Origin of the sequence: Qipengyuania marincola (assembly GCF_029688625.1) — a bacterium.
Taxonomy (GTDB): Bacteria; Pseudomonadota; Alphaproteobacteria; order Sphingomonadales; family Sphingomonadaceae; genus Qipengyuania.
Genome location: NZ_JARULC010000002.1, coordinates 551061 through 566895, shown reverse-complemented (window position 1 = coordinate 566895; position 15835 = coordinate 551061). Strand labels below are relative to the sequence as shown.

Genomic DNA, 15835 nt, shown 5'->3' with positions numbered 1-15835 from the left:
GCAGCATTACCCGCTGCGATGATAGGGGTGCCCGGCAAGGATCGTCGTCGCCCGATAGAGTTGCTCGGCCAGCATGGCCCGGGCGAGCAGGTGCGGCCACGTCGCACGGCCAAATGCCAAGAGAAGGTCGGCCTCGCGGCGCTCGTCCTCCGAATGACCGTCGGCAGCTCCGAGAACGAAGCGGCACTCGCGCATGCCGTCATCGCGCCAGCGCCCGAGAATGGCGGCAAGATCCTCAGATGGAAGGTCTTTCCCCCGCTCGTCTAGCAGGACGGTCTTGTAGGGAGATTGCGGTTCGGGAACGCGCCCGCCCGTTTCTGGCAATTCGGTAAGCTTGATGGGCCAAGTCAGCCGCTTTTCGTACCGCGCGACCATTTCCGCCTCCGGCGATCGAGCGATCTTGCCGCGCGCGATAATATGTAAAAGCAAAATCCACCCTCCGACGCTTGCCGCTCCCAGAGCACCGAGCCAAAGGCGAGGCAAGGCCAAGCGGCCGCCCGCAGCGATGCGACCGTCAGGTCGCTTGAGCGAGGACAGCGCACACGCGGAGGCGGGTGCGAAAAACTGTCAGGCCGTGCCGGCGACCGGCGGGGCGTCTCCGAAGGCCCACATGCGCTCCAGATTGTAGAAGCTGCGGACTTCGGGGCGGAAGAGGTGCACTACGACGTCGCCCGCGTCGAGCAGGACCCAGTCGGCGGCGGGAAGCCCTTCAAGCTTCACCGGGCCGAACCCCGCCTGCTTGATCTTCTCGGCCAACTTCTGCGCGATGGAGGCGACCTGGCGCGTCGAGCGGCCCGAGGCGATAATCATGTGATCGGCGATCGAGCTTTTGCCTTCGAGAGGGATTGCGACGATGTCCTGCGCCTGATCGTCGTCGAGCTGCTGCAGCACGAGATCGAGCAGCGGATCGTCCTCAGCCGTCGTCATGGATGCGACTCTGGCCGGACTTTTGCCGGCCTGTGCCGGATTTGTATGCGCCTGTGTCATAGGCGGGTGCGTTACTCCTGGATCTAGAGGCGTGGGGCATGAGAGAAATATCGCGCATCATGGCGCCGGAGTTTCCCCCTGCGACGTAACGAGCCGATGTGTCAGCTGGTCCCTTGGAGGCGGCCCGGCGAACCGTTTCGGCCAATCGGGATCGCCGCGGCGAATGGCCGTGGCCGATCTTGGATCGGGATCGAAACGCAAGGTCACCAGTGCCGGTGCACTCCAATCGCCCCCATTGACGAAGCTGGACAGCGGCACGCGAAAGCGCCGCAGCCAGGCCATCGCGGGGCTTGCGACGACAGCATCCATATAGCCCGGGCGGGCGATGACTGCAATCGGCATGGTCCGCGCTATCCTCCGCCAGTCGCGCCAGAGGTGGAACTGGGCGAGATTATCGGAGCCCATCAGCCACGCGAACCGATTGCGCGGGTATCGGCGTGCAAGGCTGCTCAGCGTGTCGACGGTGTAACGCGTGCCCAAGCGCTGCTCGATGGCCGTGACCCGGATCGGCGCCCGCCGCGACTGGGCGATTGCCGAGCGCATGCGCGTGGCCAGGGGCGCCATCCCGTCGCGCGGCTTGAGCGGATTCCCGGGTGAAACAAGCCACCACACCTCATCGAGACCCAGCGCCTTGTGCGCGAAAATCGACACGCGGCGATGGCCGCCATGGGCCGGATTGAAGCTCCCGCCCAGCAATCCGATTCGACGCGCACGGCTCAACGGCGATGTCCTGTCATGTATTTGTCACTTTTAAACAGAGGGTTGGCGGGCGCGGAAGGCGGCGAAGCCATGGAAATGGTAAATGTCGGCTTAACTTTTCGAACCTCCTTCCGCACGAAAATTTTCCAACGATGAAACGACTCGTCCCGCCAACTGCTCGACTCACAGAATTAACGGGAACCCGGATTCGATTTGGTAGCGAACGCCTGTTAACGGTCTCAATCAGGGACGTAAGACCATAAGGGACGGGTCGTTTTGTATAGCAAACAAGCCACCAGCGGTTGGGGGAACCGCTTGCGCAACTGGTTTCCGGATCGCGAATTCTTCATGCGGTCGCAGGGTCAGGTCCGCTTCATCACCATTTCCTCGCGCGTGCAGATCATCGCTGCCGCTGCGGCGCTCGCCATCTTGTCGATCTGGGTCATCTCGATGGCAGTCGCCGGCTGGACGCAGTATCGCGCCACCACCGATCGCCTGTCGCTGCTCGACCGCGAGGCGAAGGTCGCCACCGCGACCGAGCGTGTAAATGCCTATCGCGACAATCTCGACGCTGTGACGAGCGACTTGGTCAAGCGCCAGGACTTCATCGAGGACATGGTCGCCTCTCTTCCCGAAGACGTGAAGGCCGTGGAAAACGTGTCCGATTCCGCGACCGAAGCCGCCGCGACCATCGACAAGGTCAGCCTGGCTATCCCCGAAGCCGCCGAACTGGCTCGCATCGAAGCGCGCCAGCTCGCCTTTGTCGAAGGCCTGACCCGCTATGCCGACTGGCGTGCCGCCAAGGCCGCGGATGCCCTCAAACAGCTCGGCCTCAATCCCGATACGATGATTCGTCAGGCCGATCGCAGCGCGATGGGTGGCCCGCTGGAAAAGCTGGCGACTAGCGTCGATGGCACTATCGATCCGCGCTTCGAGCGCCTCGGCCTGTCGATCGCGCGCATGTCGGCGCTTGAAAACGGGCTGGCCGGCGTGCCGCAGGTTGCCCCGGCTTCGGTCGAGATGGTGACCTCGAGCTTCGGCTATCGCCGCGATCCGTTTACCGGCGCGGGCGCCATGCACCAGGGCCTCGATTTCCGTGGCCCCAAGGGTGCGCCGATCTATGCCGCCGCCGCGGGGCGCGTGACCTTCGTCGGCCGCAAGTCCGGTTACGGCAAGACCGTGGAGATCACCCACGGCAACGGCCTGATGACACGCTATGCGCATATGTCCGCCTTCCGTGCCAAGGTCGGTGACCAGGTTGCCCCGGGCCAGACCATCGGCGCCATCGGCAGCACCGGCCGTTCGACCGGCCCGCACCTCCATTTCGAGGTCCGCATCAACAATCGCGCGGTTAACCCGCGCACCTTCCTGGAGACAGCCCCCCATGTTCTCGAAGAAATCCGACGAGCTCCCCAGCTCGCCCGCGCAGACTGACGGGGGACGCGGCATGGCCAGCAGAAACAGCTCGACCTTCTCGGTCCTCGGCTCCGACCTCATGGTCAAGGGTGACATCAAGGCCTCGGCCGATCTCCATATCGACGGTTCGGTCGAAGGCGATATCGCCTGCACCAGCCTCGTTCAAGGCGAGACCAGCGACGTGACCGGCGCGATCAAGGCGGAAAGCGCCCGGCTCGCCGGCACGGTCACCGGATCGATCACGGCACGGGAACTGGTGATCCTCAAGACTGCCAAGATCGACGGCGACGTGTTCTACGACGCGCTGACCATCGAGCAGGGCGCGCAGGTCGAAGGTCGTTTCGCCCATCGCGATGCCAAGAAGGCGGCGCAGGCGGGCACCGCGACGCAGCCGCAAGCGGGTGCCAAGCCGGAGCTTTCGGTCGCCAACTGACCGTTCACAAGTCGGAGGGGATGAAGGCCGCCCGCGCAACGACGCAGGCGGCCTTCTTCTATTCTACCGTTCCGGAATCGGCCTCGCAGTCCACCCGATCAGGTGAAGTCCGGCCTGCGACGCATCGGTCTAGCCGAAGACTTCGGCGCGCAGGGCCTTACGGTCGAGCTTGCCGATCATCGTCTTCGGCAGCTCGTCGCGCACCACCACGCTTTCGACTCGCTCATGCTTGCCGATGCGCTGGTTGAGCCATTGCGCCAGTTGCTCGCCGCTTTCGTGTGCGCCGGAGTTGAGCGTGACGTAGGCGCGCGGCCGTTCGCCGAGATAATCGTCGGGCACGCCGATCACCAGCGCCTCCTTGATCGCATCGTTCTCGAGCAGCGCATCTTCCACCTGGCTGGGGAAGACCTTGAACCCGCCGACCGCGATCATGTCCTTTATCCGGTCGACAATCTCGAGAAAGCCATCATCGTCCAGCGTGGCGACATCGCCGGTGCGCAGCCATGTCTTGCCCAGGTGCTCGACAAAGACATCCTTCGCCGCATCCGGTCGGTTCCAGTAACCCTGCATGATCTGCGGCCCGTGCACCGCCAGCTCGCCCGGTTCGCCATCCGGAGCGATCTTCGCGGGATCTTCCTTGTCGAGGAGCAGGACCTCGGTCCGCATGACGACCTGTCCGATCGTGCCGGGCTTTCGCGTACCCTCATACGGGTTGGCGGAAACGACGCCCGCGCTTTCAGTGAGGCCATAACCTTCGACCAGCCGCACGCCAGTCGCCGCCTCGAATTTCTCGCGCAGTGGATTTGCAAGCGGTGCACCGCCTGAAATGCAGACCTTCAGCGTGGAGAGGTCGGTTTTCGTCAGGTCGGGATGGTCGAGCAGGGCCTGGAACATTGTCGGCACGCCGGGAAATCCGGTCGCACCATATTTTTCGATCGTTTGCAGCACCTGCTTGGTTTCGAACCTGGGGACCATCGCGATCGCCGCACCGGTCACCACCGCATGATTGAGCAGGGTAGTATTGGCGAACACATGGAAAAAGGGCAGCGCGCCCATGAAAATCTCGTTCTCCGGATCGCCGAAAGGATTGAGGCCAGCAGTTTGCTGCGCATTGATGGAGAGATTAGCGTGGGTCAGCATGGCGCCCTTTGGCGTGCCCGTGGTTCCGCCCGTATATTGCAGCAGCGCCAGCGAATCGGGAGCAATGTCGGGCAACGGCGCATCTTGTGGCGCGCCATCGACCACGTCCTTCCACGCCAGGGTGGTATCGTCATAGTCCACCGCGGCGATCTTGCTGCGCGCCAGGAGCCGCATGGCGAGACCCTTCAGGCGAGGCAGCATTCTCGACAGCTGGCTCACAACCAGCATTTCGAGCGCAGAACCGCGCAGGACCTTTTGCGCCGTCGGATACAGTTCGGGCACATCCACCGTCACCAGCACGCGCGTGCCGGAATCGGCCACCTGCTGGGCCAGCTCCTCGACTGAATAGAGCGGCGAGAAATTGACCACCACGGCGCCCGCCATCATCGCACCGTAATAGGCCGCTACGTAGCTCGGCACATTGGGCAGGAACAGGCCGACCCGGTCTCCCTGACCGATGCCTCGGGCCATCAGGCCCCGCGCAAACGCCTGGGCCTCACCGAACAGTTCGGCATAGCTATAGCTGCGGCCGAGGAAATGGAGCAGGGGTGCCGCAGCCCGCCGCCTGGTCGTGCGCGCGAACATTTCGGGCAGCGACATCGGCTCGAATTGCGTATCCCAAGGGACCGGGTGGTAGTTCGGCAGCTTGCTTACATCCATGTCAGTTACATGCGGCATCGTGTCCTAAAGGCAAGTAAAAAGGGCAGGAAAAGCGCGCTGCTTTCCCTGCCCTTTCATGATCTCACTGGCGAGGCCGTTGCTCAGGCATCGTCGCTCGGCGCAGCGGGAGCCTCGCCCGCTTCCTCTGCGGCGCGCTTGGCGCGCAGCCACTCCTCGGCTTCGGCTTCCTGAGCGGCTTCCGCGGCTGCCTTTTCATTGGCATCGCGTTCAGCGCGCAGTTCCTCGATCAGGCGCTCGCGATCGCTTGCGCCCGACGGCGCCACGGCCGGCACTTCTTCGCCCTCGGCAACCGGGATATTCTTGGCTGCCTTGGCGACCACTGCGTCGAGCTCGCGCTGCGAGCACAGGCCCAGCGTCACCGGATCCTTGGGCTGGATGTTCTGGATGTTCCAGTGGCTGCGGTCACGGATAGCGCCGATGGTGTTGCGGGTGGTGCCGATCAGCTTGCCGATCTGCGCATCGGAAATCTCCGGGTGGTTGCGCAGGATCCAGGCAATGCCGTCAGGCTTGTCCTGCCGCTTGGACACAGGCGTGTAGCGCGGCCCCTTGGTGCGGCTGACCGCGACCGGCGCGCGCTGCATTTTCAGTGCGTATTCGCTGTCCTTTTCGCCCTTGGCAATTTCGTCCTGCGTCAGCTCGCCGGCATGGACGGGGTCGCGGCCGGTATATTTGCTGCCCGCAAGATCGTCGGCCATCGCCTGCACTTCCAGGATATGGAGGCCGCAGAACTCGGCGATCTGCTCGAAGGAAAGGCCGGTATTGTCGACCAGCCAGGTGGCGGTCGCATGCGGCATCAGCGGTTTGGGTTGGTCGGCCATGAGGGTGCCTTTTCCTGGATCCGAAAATAGAGAGGCCGCCCCTCGCGGGACGGCCGATATGCCAGTGATGTAGGTCAGCGGCACGGATTCGGCAAGCAAATCCCTAGGCCGCAGGCAGTTCGCCCGCCGTAACGGGCGCCAGGCCGGCGAGAAACTGCGCCGTTGCCGCCTCCCAGCTGAAGGATGCGCCATAGGCCGCACATGCCTTGCGATCGCAGAACATCGCCGCTGCAATCGCGCGGTCGAGGTCATCGGACATTGCGCCGACCTCTTCGGTCAGGATATCGCGCGGCCCGGCGACCGGGTAGGCTGCAACCGGCGTCCCGCAGGCTAGCGCCTCGATCATGACGAGGCCGAATGTGTCGGTTTGGCTGGGAAACACGAACACATCTGCGCCGGCATAGCAGCCGGCAAGGTCGCGTCCGGCCTTGCGGCCAAGAAACACGGTCTCGGGAAATTTTTGCCGTAGTTCCGCCAGTTGCGGGCCGTCGCCGACGACCACCTTGCTGCCGGGAAAGCCGCCCTCGAGAAATGCCTCGATGTTCTTTTCCACCGCGACCCGGCCGACATAGAGCTGGATCGGTCTTGCCAGGCCTTCATATTCGCTCGGCTGCGGAGCGTCCGCAGAGAAGCAGGCGAGATCGACCCCGCGGCCCCAATGGTGGAGCCGATCGAGAGCATGGTCGCGCAGCTCGCACCGAATGCTTTCGGTGGCGACGAGGATCCGGCTCGCCGGGCGGTGGAACCAGGTGATGTAGTTCCAGAACCAGTGTGCGGGCAGGTGCGTGCGCCGGGCGACGTAGTCGGGAAACTGCGTGTGGTAGGCGGTGGTGAACTCCACGCCATTGCGGGCGCAATAGCGCCGTGCCGCCATGCCGAGCGGTCCTTCGGTGGCAATGTGGATCGCATCGGGTGTAAAGCCGCGCAAGAGACCCGCAACCTTTCCCGGCAGCGCGAGCGCGAGGCGGATTTCAGGATAGGTGGGGCAGGGCAGGCTTGGGAACTGGTCGGGAGAAACGACCATTACCTCGTGCCCCCGCGAGCGCAGCATCTCGCATGTCGTCGTCAATGTGCGCACCACGCCGTTCATTTGCGGCAGCCAGGCGTCGGTCACGATCGCAATGCGGTGTGGCGCATCGGGCGCGATCGCCACCGTCGCCTTCCCGCCCAGCTCTCCGATGGACAATGCCGTCACGCCGCCTCCGGCTCGGGCAGTGCCGCCTGCGCGCACATGTCGCGCCGCGCAACTTCTTCCGCCCAGTGCAGGATTTCCATTCTACCATCCTCGTGCTCGACAAGCGCGTTGCAACCTTCGACCCAATCGCCGTCGTTCCAGTACTCCACGCGCGCGCCTTCGTGCAGGAAGATGCGCGATTCCGCCGTGTGGATATGCCCGCAGACGACGCCGTCCACGCCGCGTTCGCCGGCAGCGCGGGCGACGACTTCCTCGTACTTGCCGATGAATTCGACCGCGTTCTTGACCTTGTGCTTCGCCGCCTTGGAGATCGACCAGTAGGGCAGGCCGAGCCGCTTGCGCACGCTGGCCACCCAGCCGTTCAGCTTCATCATGACGTGATAGGCCGCGTCGCCCACGAACGCGAGCCAGCGGTGGGCCAGCATGACCGCGTCGAATTCGTCGCCATGCAGCACCATCAGGCGCCGCCCGTCGGCAGTGTCATGAAATGCCGCACGGCGGATTTCGACTCCGCCGAAATTCATGCCGCAAAAGGGCCGCACCATCTCATCGTGATTGCCCGGGATATAGACGATCCGTGTCCCGCGCCGCGCCCGCTTGAGGATGCGCCAGACGATATCATTGTGTTCGGCGGGCCAGTAGAACCTCTTCTTCAATCGCCAGCCGTCGATGATGTCGCCGACCAGATACATGGTGTCGCTGTCGGTGTGGTCGAGGAAATCAATCAGCAGTTCGTGATTGCAGCCCTTCGTACCGAGGTGCACGTCGCTGATCCAGATCGTGCGAAAGCGCCGTCGCTCGCCCTTGGTTACTTCCGGCACGGCCGGTTTGATCGAGGGGAAATTGGCTACATTGTGAAGGGCTTCGAGCCCGCTCGGCAGTTCGGTCATGGGACGGCTCCCCGCTGCATGTGCGGGACCGCCTTGTCATGCGATTGTTACGCGCATCGCACCGCGCGGTTACACATCGGCGACTTTGAGACGGTTCGGAGTCAGTCGCCTGCAACCTGGAGCACGATCTTGCCGATGTGGTCGCCACCCTCCATCCGCGCATGCGCCGCGCCTGCTTCTGCCAGAGGGAAGCTTTCGTCCATCACCGGGCGGATCGTCCCATCCTCGAACAGCGGCCAAGCGTGATTGTAGATCTCGTCGGCGAGCAGCGCCTTGAATTCGTCCGATCGGGGGCGCAGCGTCGAACCGGTCAGCGTCAGGCGCTTGCGCATTATCGTGGCCATGTTGATCTCGGCCTTGAGGCCGCCGAGCACGGCGATGGTGACATGACGACCATCGTCCGCAAGGCATTCGATATTGCGTGCGACGTAATCGCCCGACACCATGTCGAGCACCACATCGACGCCCTTGCCGTCGGTGAAGGCCTTCACCCGCTCGACGAAATCCTCGTCCTTGTAATTGATCGCGAGATCGGCACCGAGATCGCGTGCCGCAGCGCATTTCTCTGCGCTGCCGGCGGTCGTGATGACTGTCAGTTCGAACGCCTTGCCGAGCATGATCGCCATCGTGCCGATCCCGGAGGTCCCGCCGTGCACCAGCAGGGTCTCCCCATCGCGGACGAAGCCGCGCTCGAACACATTGTGCCAGACGGTGAAAAGCGTTTCGGGGATCGCGGCTGCCTCGTCCATCCCCATGCCCTCGGGCACAGCCAGACAATGGGCAGAATGGGCCAGGCAATATTCCGCATAGCCCCCGCCCGATACCAGCGCGCAAACCCGGCGATTTAGCATTTCGGGCGGCGCGCCTTCGCCGAGGCCGACGACTGTGCCGGAAACCTCGAGCCCCGGGATGGGCGAGGCGCCCGGCGGGGGCGGGTAGAAACCTTGTCGCTGGATCACGTCAGGTCGGTTGACGCCGGCGTGGCTCACCCTGATCAGCACCTCGTTCGCGCCTGGGCGGGGCACCGCAAGATGCTCGACGCGCAGCACATCCGGTCCGCCGGGTTCATCGAAGCCCATTGCCATCATCGTTTCGGGTAAGTCGTCAGCCACGCAAGTCCCCTGTCTGCCCCCGCGATAGCGCGTCGCAACGCCTCATCGCATTTGGGGGGGCATTACCCAAGCCCCCCGTTGACAGCAACCGGCGCGCAAGGAAGACTGCCCAGCAATGGAAGACGACGATCGTCCGCGCCCCAGAGGTGATGCCGCGAGCAAGCTCGCCGCGGAGGACCTCGAACCCTATTCGCAGGACGAGCTGGAACAGCGCATCGCCCTGCTAGAAGCCGAAATCGCCCGGGTGGAAAGCCACCGACTCAAGGCCGCCGCGCATCGCGACGCTGCCGAGGCCCTGTTCGGGCGAAAGGACTAGGTGGGATGGCAGGGGGGCTGAAAATCGCAGCGCTCCTTCCCATATCCCCCGAACGCGCGGTGTCGCCGCATACAGCTTTGGCTAACCTTGCGTGCCTAGGCTGCTTCCATCTCGCATCTTGCGAGTCCCACGAAAGAGACAACTGAATGCCCAGCTTTGCAGCAAATCTCGAGAAAACCCTTCACGCAGCTCTCAGCGACGCCGGCGAGCGACGGCACGAATATGCCACGCTCGAACATCTGTTGCTGGCGCTGATCGACGATGATGACGCGGCGCAGGTCATGAATGCCTGCGGTGTCGACCTCGCCGAACTCGGCGCGGTGGTGAAGCAATATCTCGAGCAGGAATACCAGGCCCTGCAGTCGGAAGAGAGCGCCGATCCGCAGCCGACCGCCGGGTTCCAGCGCGTAATCCAGCGCGCGATCCTGCACGTCCAGTCATCGGGCAAGGACACGGTCACGGGCGCCAACGTGCTGGTGGCACTGTTTTCCGAACGCGACAGCTATGCGGTCTATTTCCTGCAGCAGCAGGACATGAGCCGGCTCGATGCGGTCAGCTTCATCAGCCATGGCATCGGCAAGGGCGGCAAGCAGATCGAAAGTCGCCCGCCCGAGGGTAGCGAAGGCGGCGAAGCACAGGCCGAGGAAAAGGCCGACGGCAAGGGCAAGAAGGAAACCGCGCTCGACCAGTTCACCGTCAACCTCAACAAGAAGGCCGAGGATGGCAGGATCGATCCACTTATCGGTCGCGGTCCAGAGGTCGATCGGACGGTCCAGATCCTATGCCGCCGGAGCAAGAACAATCCGCTGTATGTAGGCGATCCCGGCGTCGGCAAGACCGCCATCGCCGAGGGCCTTGCGCGCAAGATCGTGGAGGGCGACGTGCCCGAAGTTCTGCAGGACGCGGTCATCTATTCGCTCGATATGGGCGCGTTGCTGGCCGGCACCCGCTATCGCGGGGACTTCGAGGAACGCCTGAAGCAGGTGGTCAACGAACTCGAAGGCATGCCCGAAGCGATCCTTTTCATCGACGAAATCCACACGGTCATCGGTGCAGGGGCGACCAGTGGTGGGGCGATGGACGCTTCCAACCTGCTCAAGCCTGCCCTTTCCAGCGGCGCGATCCGCTGCATCGGTTCGACCACCTACAAGGAGTTCCGCAACCACTTCGAGAAGGACCGCGCGCTGCTGCGGCGCTTCCAGAAGATCGACGTTAACGAGCCGACGATCGAGGATACTGTGAAGATCCTTCAGGGTCTCAAGTCCGCATTCCAGGACCATCACAAGGTCACTTACACGCAGGACGCGCTCAAGACCGCGGTCGAGCTTTCCGCGCGTTACATCAACGACCGCAAGCTGCCAGACAAGGCGATCGACGTGATCGACGAGGTCGGCGCGATGCAGATGCTGGTGCCGCCGAGCCGTCGCAAGAAGAAGATCACCGCCAAGGAGATCGAAGCCGTCATCGCGACCATGGCCCGCATTCCACCCAAGTCGGTGTCGAAGGACGACAAGAAGGCGCTCGAGAATCTCGAGCGCGACCTGAAGCATGTCGTGTTCGGCCAGGATGCGGCGGTGAAGAAGCTCTCGACCGCGATGAAGCTCAGCCGCGCGGGCCTGCGCGATCCGGACAAGCCGATCGGCTCGTTCCTGTTCAGCGGCCCGACGGGCGTCGGCAAGACCGAAGTCGCGCGCCAACTCGCTTCCATCATGGGGATCGAGCTCAAGCGCTTCGACATGTCCGAATATATGGAGCGCCACAGCGTCAGCCGCCTTATCGGCGCGCCTCCGGGCTATGTCGGTTACGATCAGGGCGGCCTGCTGACCGACGCGGTCGATCAGAATCCGCATTGCGTGCTGCTGCTCGACGAAATCGAAAAGGCGCATCCCGACCTGTTCAACATCCTGCTGCAGGTAATGGACAACGGTCGCCTGACCGACCATCACGGCAAGACGGTCGACTTCCGCAATGTCGTGCTGATCATGACGACCAATGCCGGCGCTGCCGACATGGCAAGCCAGGGCATCGGTTTCGGCGACGTGAGCAAGGAAGACGCGAGCGAGGAGGCGGTGAAGCGCATGTTCACGCCCGAATTCCGGAACCGTCTCGATGCGATCGTGCCGTTCGGCTACCTCGGCAAGGACACCGTTGCCCGCGTGGTCGACAAGTTCATCCTCCAGCTCGAACTGCAGCTGGCCGAACAGAATGTCGAGATCCAGTTCGACAAGGAGGCTCGCGCCTGGCTGGCCGACAAGGGCTACGACCGCCTCTATGGCGCACGCCCGATGGGCCGCCTGATCCAGGAAAAGATCAAGCAGCCGCTGGCCGAAGAACTGCTGTTCGGCAAGCTCGCCGATGGCGGCGAGGTGTCGGTGACGATGAAGGATGGCAAGCCGTCGTTCGAACTCACCCCAGCCCCGCCCAAGACAAGGGCCAAGCCGAAGAAGAAGGCAGCGGCGAGAAAGAATCCGCCCGCGAAAAAGCCCGAAGCCGGCACCAGCGAAAGCACCGACGAGGGCAAGTAGATCGCTTCTCGATTGGTAAAAACCCGAGAGAGGGTCGGCATCTGCCGGCCCTTTTTTGGTATTCGCCACATAAAGGCTTGAGGCGGGCGCGCCGCTCCCATACCGCTCGGACATCAGCAAGGGGGATTGCACCGTGTCGGTTCTGAGGGTCGAGAACCTTACCAAGCGCTTCGGCGATGTATTGGCGGTGGACGATCTGTCCTTCTCCGTCGAACCCGGAGAGATCTTCGGCTTCCTCGGCGGCAATGGCGCGGGCAAGACGACAACGCTGCGCATGGTGCTCGACATCATTCGGCCGACGTCGGGCCGGATCGAGGTGCTGGGTGCGGCGCCCGACAAGCGGAAATCCGATGCGATCGGATTTCTGCCCGAGGAGCGCGGCCTGTATTCCCACATGAAGGCAATCGAGACGATCGTCTATTTCGGTCGGCTCAAGCACATGGAGCCGGCTGACGCGCACCGCCACGGCATGGAGCTGCTCGAACGCTTCGACCTCGCCGACCGCGCGAAGAGCCAGATCGGCGACATGTCAAAGGGAATGGCGCAAAAAGTCCAGCTTGCCTGCTCACTGGTCAATCGCCCCGAACTCCTGATGCTCGACGAGCCCTTCTCCGGTCTCGACCCGGTCAACCAGGGCCTGCTCGAAGACGAGATCCTGCGCGCTTCGCAGCGCGGTGCCGCGGTGATTTTCTCGACCCACGTCATGCAGCACGCAGAGCGGCTATGCGACCGACTTCTATTGCTCAAGAAAGGCGCCAAGCGCTTCGAGGGCACGCTCGACGAGGCGCGTGCGACCCAGCCCGCGCATATCACGGCCATCGCAAGACCCGCGATTGCTGACGTGCCGGGCGTGATGCGCGCCGATCGGGTCGAGGATGCAGGGCAAGATTGGGCGCGCTACGACCTCACGCTCGACCCCGGGACGAATGCCGATGCAGTGCTGGAAGCCTGCACGGCGCGCAGCGTGCCTCTGCGCCGGTTCGAGGAGCGCCGCGCGTCACTACACGAGGTGTTCGTGCGCATGGTGGGTGACGGGGAGATCGAGCGATGATGCGCAACATACTGCTCGTGGCGGTCCGCGAATTCCGCCAGATCGCCATGATGAAAAGCTTCTGGCTTACCCTGCTGCTGGTGCCCGTGGCGCTGGCCATCGGGCCGCTGTTCGCACGCTCGCTCGATGATGAGGAAGCGACGCGGGTGATGATCCTCGACCGTGCCGGCGGGTCTGCCGCCGCCGCAATCGAGCAGCGTTTCGCCCTGGAAGAGGACCGCCACACTCTGCGCGACCTTTCGCGCTATATTCGGCGGCACGAGCTGGAAGCGGCCGATCCCGATGCCGCATGGGCGCAGCACGACCGCTGGTATACCGAAACCGATGTCGAACAGTTTCGCCGTCAGGGCGGACTGGATGCCGCTCTCCAGAAGATCGAACGGATCCGTCCGGAGGCAACGCCCGAATTCGAGCCGCACGAACCGGAATATGTCTTCGCGCCCCCGCCATCGGAACTGGTCTCGAGCCAGGACGCGCTGCTGGATGAGCGAATCGACGCCCTGCTCGACGCCGATGAGGAAGAGGCGGGCGAGGAGGCGGCGGATTATGTGCTCCTGATTGGCGAAGGCTATCCGGCGGATCCCATGATCCGGCTGTGGTCCAAGGATCAGCCCCGCACCAGCTTCGTGACCCAATTGCAGGAAGTGCTGACGGGTGAGCTGCGCCAGCGATTGCTCCTGCAACAGGGTCTGTCCCCGGATCAGGCGCGCGCGGTTCAGAGTGCAGCGCCAGCGATCGCGGTCACCACGCCCCCTCCTGGCGGCGGCGCGCGCGAGGCCCTGCTGATCCGGTCGATCGTGCCGCTTGCGCTCTCTTACATCCTGATGATGAGCCTCATGCTGTCGGGTAGCTGGATGCTGCAGGGCTCCGTCGAGGAACGATCGAACAAGCTCCTCGAATCGCTGCTTGCCTGCATACGGCCCGAAGAGCTGATGTACGGCAAGCTGGTGGGGGCCCTGGCGGTGGGTCTGTCGATGATCACCGTGTGGCTGGGGTGCGCCGCGGTGGTCGTGTTCTTCACGCAAGGCGCGATCGCCGACATGATCCGTCCGGCGCTGGAGCCGCTGTCTTCGCCGGGGGTCATCCTCGCGATGATCTTCTTCTTCATTGCCGGCTATATTGCGATCTCGATTATCTTTGTCGCCATTGGCGCCATGGCCGATTCCATGAGCGAAGCGCAGGGCTATCTCATGCCCGTCTTGCTCGGCATCCTATTGCCGATCACGCTGCTCCTGAATTCGATCGTGGCAGGCAAGGAAGGGCTGATCGTGCAGCTGCTGACATGGATTCCGCTGTGGACGCCCTTCACCGTGCTCGCACGGCTTGGCACCGGTATCGAATGGTGGGAAATGGTCGGCGCCGGCCTGCTGCTTGCAGCATTTGTCGCCCTCGAAGTCGTTTTCCTGGGTCGACTGTTCCGTGCCAGCCTGCTCGCCACCGGGCAGAAACCGGGGTTCAGGCAGCTTATGGAGCGCTTCAAGCCGGTCCGGTGATTACTTGCCCGGGAACGTCTGGCGCGCTGCCCGCTTGAATCGGGCGTGAGCGCGCCCTTTTCCTGGATCAAGCCCGAACCGCACGGCATCCATATTTCTCCAGCCGACTGCTGGGTCGATCCGTCCAAGGCGGTCGGCAAGGCGCTGGTAACGCACGGTCATGCCGATCACGCGCGCGGCGGGCACGGCGAGACGATCGCGACGCCAGAGACGCTGGCGATCATGGAATTGCGCTATCGCACCGGAGCCGAAGACGATGCGGGCGAGATCCCGCACAAGGCGGTGCCCGTCGAATATGGCGAGACGATCCGGCTTAAGGGCGGAGTCGATGCGACCTATATTCCGGCCGGCCATGTCCTGGGCAGCGCTCAGATCCTGCTCGAACATGCGGGTGAGCGCGTGATCGTGACCGGCGATTACAAACGCCGCGAAGATCCCACCTGTCCGGCGTTCGAAGTCACGCCCTGCGACATCTTCATCACCGAGGCCACCTTCGGCCTGCCATTGTTTACCCATCCCCCGATCGAAGACGAAATGGCCAAGCTGCTCGATCGGCTTGCCGCGCATCCCGATCGCTGCGTGCTCGTCGGGGCCTATGCGCTGGGCAAGGCGCAACGCGTGATCGCGGAACTGCGCCGCGCCGGACATCGCCACCCAATCTATCTGCATGGCGCGATGGAGAAGATGTGCCGCCTTTACGAGGAGCATGGCGTCGATCTGGGCGAACTGCGGCTCGTCTCGGACTATGCGAAGGACGACATGCGCGGCGCGATCGTGGTCTGCCCGCCCTCTGCGCTGAACGATCGCTGGAGCCGCCGCCTGCCCGATCCCATCACCGCCATGGCCAGCGGCTGGATGCGCGTCCGCCAGCGCGCCCGGCAGCGCAATGTGGAACTGCCGCTGGTCATTTCGGACCATGCCGACTGGGGCGAGTTGACGCGCACGATCAAGGAAGTCGATGCGCAGGAGAACTGGATCACCCACGGCCGCGAAGATGCCCTGTTGCGCTGGTGCCAGCTTCATCAGCGGCGTGCTCGGGCGCTGGCACTCGTCGGTTACGACGATGAGGACGATTGAGA

At 63.7% G+C, this 15835-nt stretch carries 15 protein-coding genes; 7 read left to right on the top strand and 8 right to left on the bottom strand.

The genetic code is table 11. The features are described 5' to 3' along the window. Positions 1-6 precede the first annotated feature (6 nt). From P8Q88_RS08040 to P8Q88_RS08030, 3 genes are all read right to left on the bottom strand, one after another. The gene (locus P8Q88_RS08040) at positions 7-429 is read right to left on the bottom strand and encodes a 23S rRNA (pseudouridine(1915)-N(3))-methyltransferase RlmH (protein WP_278323330.1); all 423 of its coding nucleotides are present in this window, start codon (positions 427-429) and stop codon (positions 7-9) included. 138 nt (positions 430-567) lie between these two features. Then, the gene (gene rsfS / locus P8Q88_RS08035) at positions 568-927 is read right to left on the bottom strand and encodes a ribosome silencing factor (RefSeq protein WP_278323329.1); all 360 of its coding nucleotides are present in this window, start codon (positions 925-927) and stop codon (positions 568-570) included. A 117-nt stretch (positions 928-1044) separates the two neighbouring features. After that, positions 1045-1707: a nicotinate-nucleotide adenylyltransferase gene (locus P8Q88_RS08030; RefSeq protein WP_278323328.1), complete on the bottom strand. Its 663-nt coding sequence runs from the start codon at positions 1705-1707 to the stop codon at positions 1045-1047. A gap of 294 nt (positions 1708-2001) precedes the next feature. On the opposite strand from P8Q88_RS08030, the gene P8Q88_RS08025 reads away from it, so the two are divergent. Further along, positions 2002-3120, top strand: coding sequence for a M23 family metallopeptidase (locus tag P8Q88_RS08025; RefSeq protein WP_278323327.1), 1119 nt, complete (start codon positions 2002-2004; stop codon positions 3118-3120). 13 nt (positions 3121-3133) lie between these two features. Continuing rightward, positions 3134-3535, top strand: coding sequence for a bactofilin family protein (locus P8Q88_RS08020; RefSeq protein WP_278323326.1), 402 nt, complete (start codon positions 3134-3136; stop codon positions 3533-3535). A gap of 129 nt (positions 3536-3664) precedes the next feature. Here the strand turns inward: P8Q88_RS08020 and P8Q88_RS08015 are convergent, their stop codons facing one another. The 5 genes from P8Q88_RS08015 to P8Q88_RS07995 all read right to left on the bottom strand — a co-directional run bounded on the left by P8Q88_RS08015 (position 3665) and on the right by P8Q88_RS07995 (position 9347). After that, positions 3665-5335, bottom strand: a complete 1671-nt coding sequence (locus tag P8Q88_RS08015; RefSeq protein WP_278323325.1) for an AMP-binding protein — start codon at positions 5333-5335, stop codon at positions 3665-3667. Between the two features lie 101 nt (positions 5336-5436). Further along, on the bottom strand, positions 5437-6174 hold the full coding sequence (locus P8Q88_RS08010) for a DUF1013 domain-containing protein (RefSeq protein ID WP_278323324.1): 738 nt from the start codon (positions 6172-6174) through the stop codon (positions 5437-5439). 103 nt (positions 6175-6277) lie between these two features. Next, on the bottom strand, positions 6278-7264 hold the full coding sequence (locus tag P8Q88_RS08005) for a glycosyltransferase family 4 protein (RefSeq protein ID WP_278323647.1): 987 nt from the start codon (positions 7262-7264) through the stop codon (positions 6278-6280). Between the two features lie 101 nt (positions 7265-7365). Then, positions 7366-8259: a UDP-2,3-diacylglucosamine diphosphatase gene (locus P8Q88_RS08000; protein ID WP_278323323.1), complete on the bottom strand. Its 894-nt coding sequence runs from the start codon at positions 8257-8259 to the stop codon at positions 7366-7368. A gap of 101 nt (positions 8260-8360) precedes the next feature. After that, positions 8361-9347: an NAD(P)H-quinone oxidoreductase gene (locus P8Q88_RS07995; protein ID WP_446532550.1), complete on the bottom strand. Its 987-nt coding sequence runs from the start codon at positions 9345-9347 to the stop codon at positions 8361-8363. Between the two features lie 139 nt (positions 9348-9486). Here P8Q88_RS07995 and P8Q88_RS07990 point away from each other — a divergent pair, with 139 nt between their 5' ends. The 5 genes from P8Q88_RS07990 to P8Q88_RS07970 all read left to right on the top strand — a co-directional run bounded on the left by P8Q88_RS07990 (position 9487) and on the right by P8Q88_RS07970 (position 15833). Beyond that, positions 9487-9687, top strand: coding sequence for a DUF1192 domain-containing protein (locus tag P8Q88_RS07990; RefSeq protein ID WP_278323321.1), 201 nt, complete (start codon positions 9487-9489; stop codon positions 9685-9687). A 146-nt stretch (positions 9688-9833) separates the two neighbouring features. Beyond that, on the top strand, positions 9834-12212 hold the full coding sequence (gene clpA / locus P8Q88_RS07985; protein ID WP_278323320.1) for an ATP-dependent Clp protease ATP-binding subunit ClpA: 2379 nt from the start codon (positions 9834-9836) through the stop codon (positions 12210-12212). Positions 12213-12345: 133 nt separating this feature from the next. Further along, complete coding sequence (locus tag P8Q88_RS07980; protein WP_278323318.1) at positions 12346-13263, top strand: ABC transporter ATP-binding protein; 918 nt, start codon at positions 12346-12348, stop codon at positions 13261-13263. Continuing rightward, positions 13260-14756: an ABC transporter permease gene (locus P8Q88_RS07975; protein WP_278323317.1), complete on the top strand. Its 1497-nt coding sequence runs from the start codon at positions 13260-13262 to the stop codon at positions 14754-14756. The genes P8Q88_RS07980 and P8Q88_RS07975 overlap by 4 nt, the downstream gene beginning before the upstream one ends. 45 nt (positions 14757-14801) lie before the next feature. Continuing rightward, complete coding sequence (locus P8Q88_RS07970) at positions 14802-15833, top strand: ligase-associated DNA damage response exonuclease (RefSeq protein WP_278323316.1); 1032 nt, start codon at positions 14802-14804, stop codon at positions 15831-15833. Positions 15834-15835 lie beyond the last annotated feature (2 nt).

Excerpts from the sequence above, each read along its gene's own strand:
- P8Q88_RS07995 (WP_446532550.1), bottom strand. The coding sequence starts at position 9,347 with ATGATGGCAATGGGCTTCGATGAACCCGGCGGACCGGATGTGCTGCGC.
- P8Q88_RS08010 (WP_278323324.1), bottom strand. The coding sequence starts at position 6,174 with ATGGCCGACCAACCCAAACCGCTGATGCCGCATGCGACCGCCACCTGG.
- P8Q88_RS07990 (WP_278323321.1), top strand. The coding sequence starts at position 9,487 with ATGGAAGACGACGATCGTCCGCGCCCCAGAGGTGATGCCGCGAGCAAG.
- P8Q88_RS08015 (WP_278323325.1), bottom strand. The coding sequence starts at position 5,335 with ATGGATGTAAGCAAGCTGCCGAACTACCACCCGGTCCCTTGGGATACG.
- clpA (WP_278323320.1), top strand. The coding sequence starts at position 9,834 with ATGCCCAGCTTTGCAGCAAATCTCGAGAAAACCCTTCACGCAGCTCTC.
- P8Q88_RS08020 (WP_278323326.1), top strand. The coding sequence starts at position 3,134 with ATGGCCAGCAGAAACAGCTCGACCTTCTCGGTCCTCGGCTCCGACCTC.
- rsfS (WP_278323329.1), bottom strand. The coding sequence starts at position 927 with ATGACGACGGCTGAGGACGATCCGCTGCTCGATCTCGTGCTGCAGCAG.
- P8Q88_RS08000 (WP_278323323.1), bottom strand. The coding sequence starts at position 8,259 with ATGACCGAACTGCCGAGCGGGCTCGAAGCCCTTCACAATGTAGCCAAT.
- P8Q88_RS08005 (WP_278323647.1), bottom strand. The coding sequence starts at position 7,264 with ATGAACGGCGTGGTGCGCACATTGACGACGACATGCGAGATGCTGCGC.
- P8Q88_RS07975 (WP_278323317.1), top strand. The coding sequence starts at position 13,260 with ATGATGCGCAACATACTGCTCGTGGCGGTCCGCGAATTCCGCCAGATC.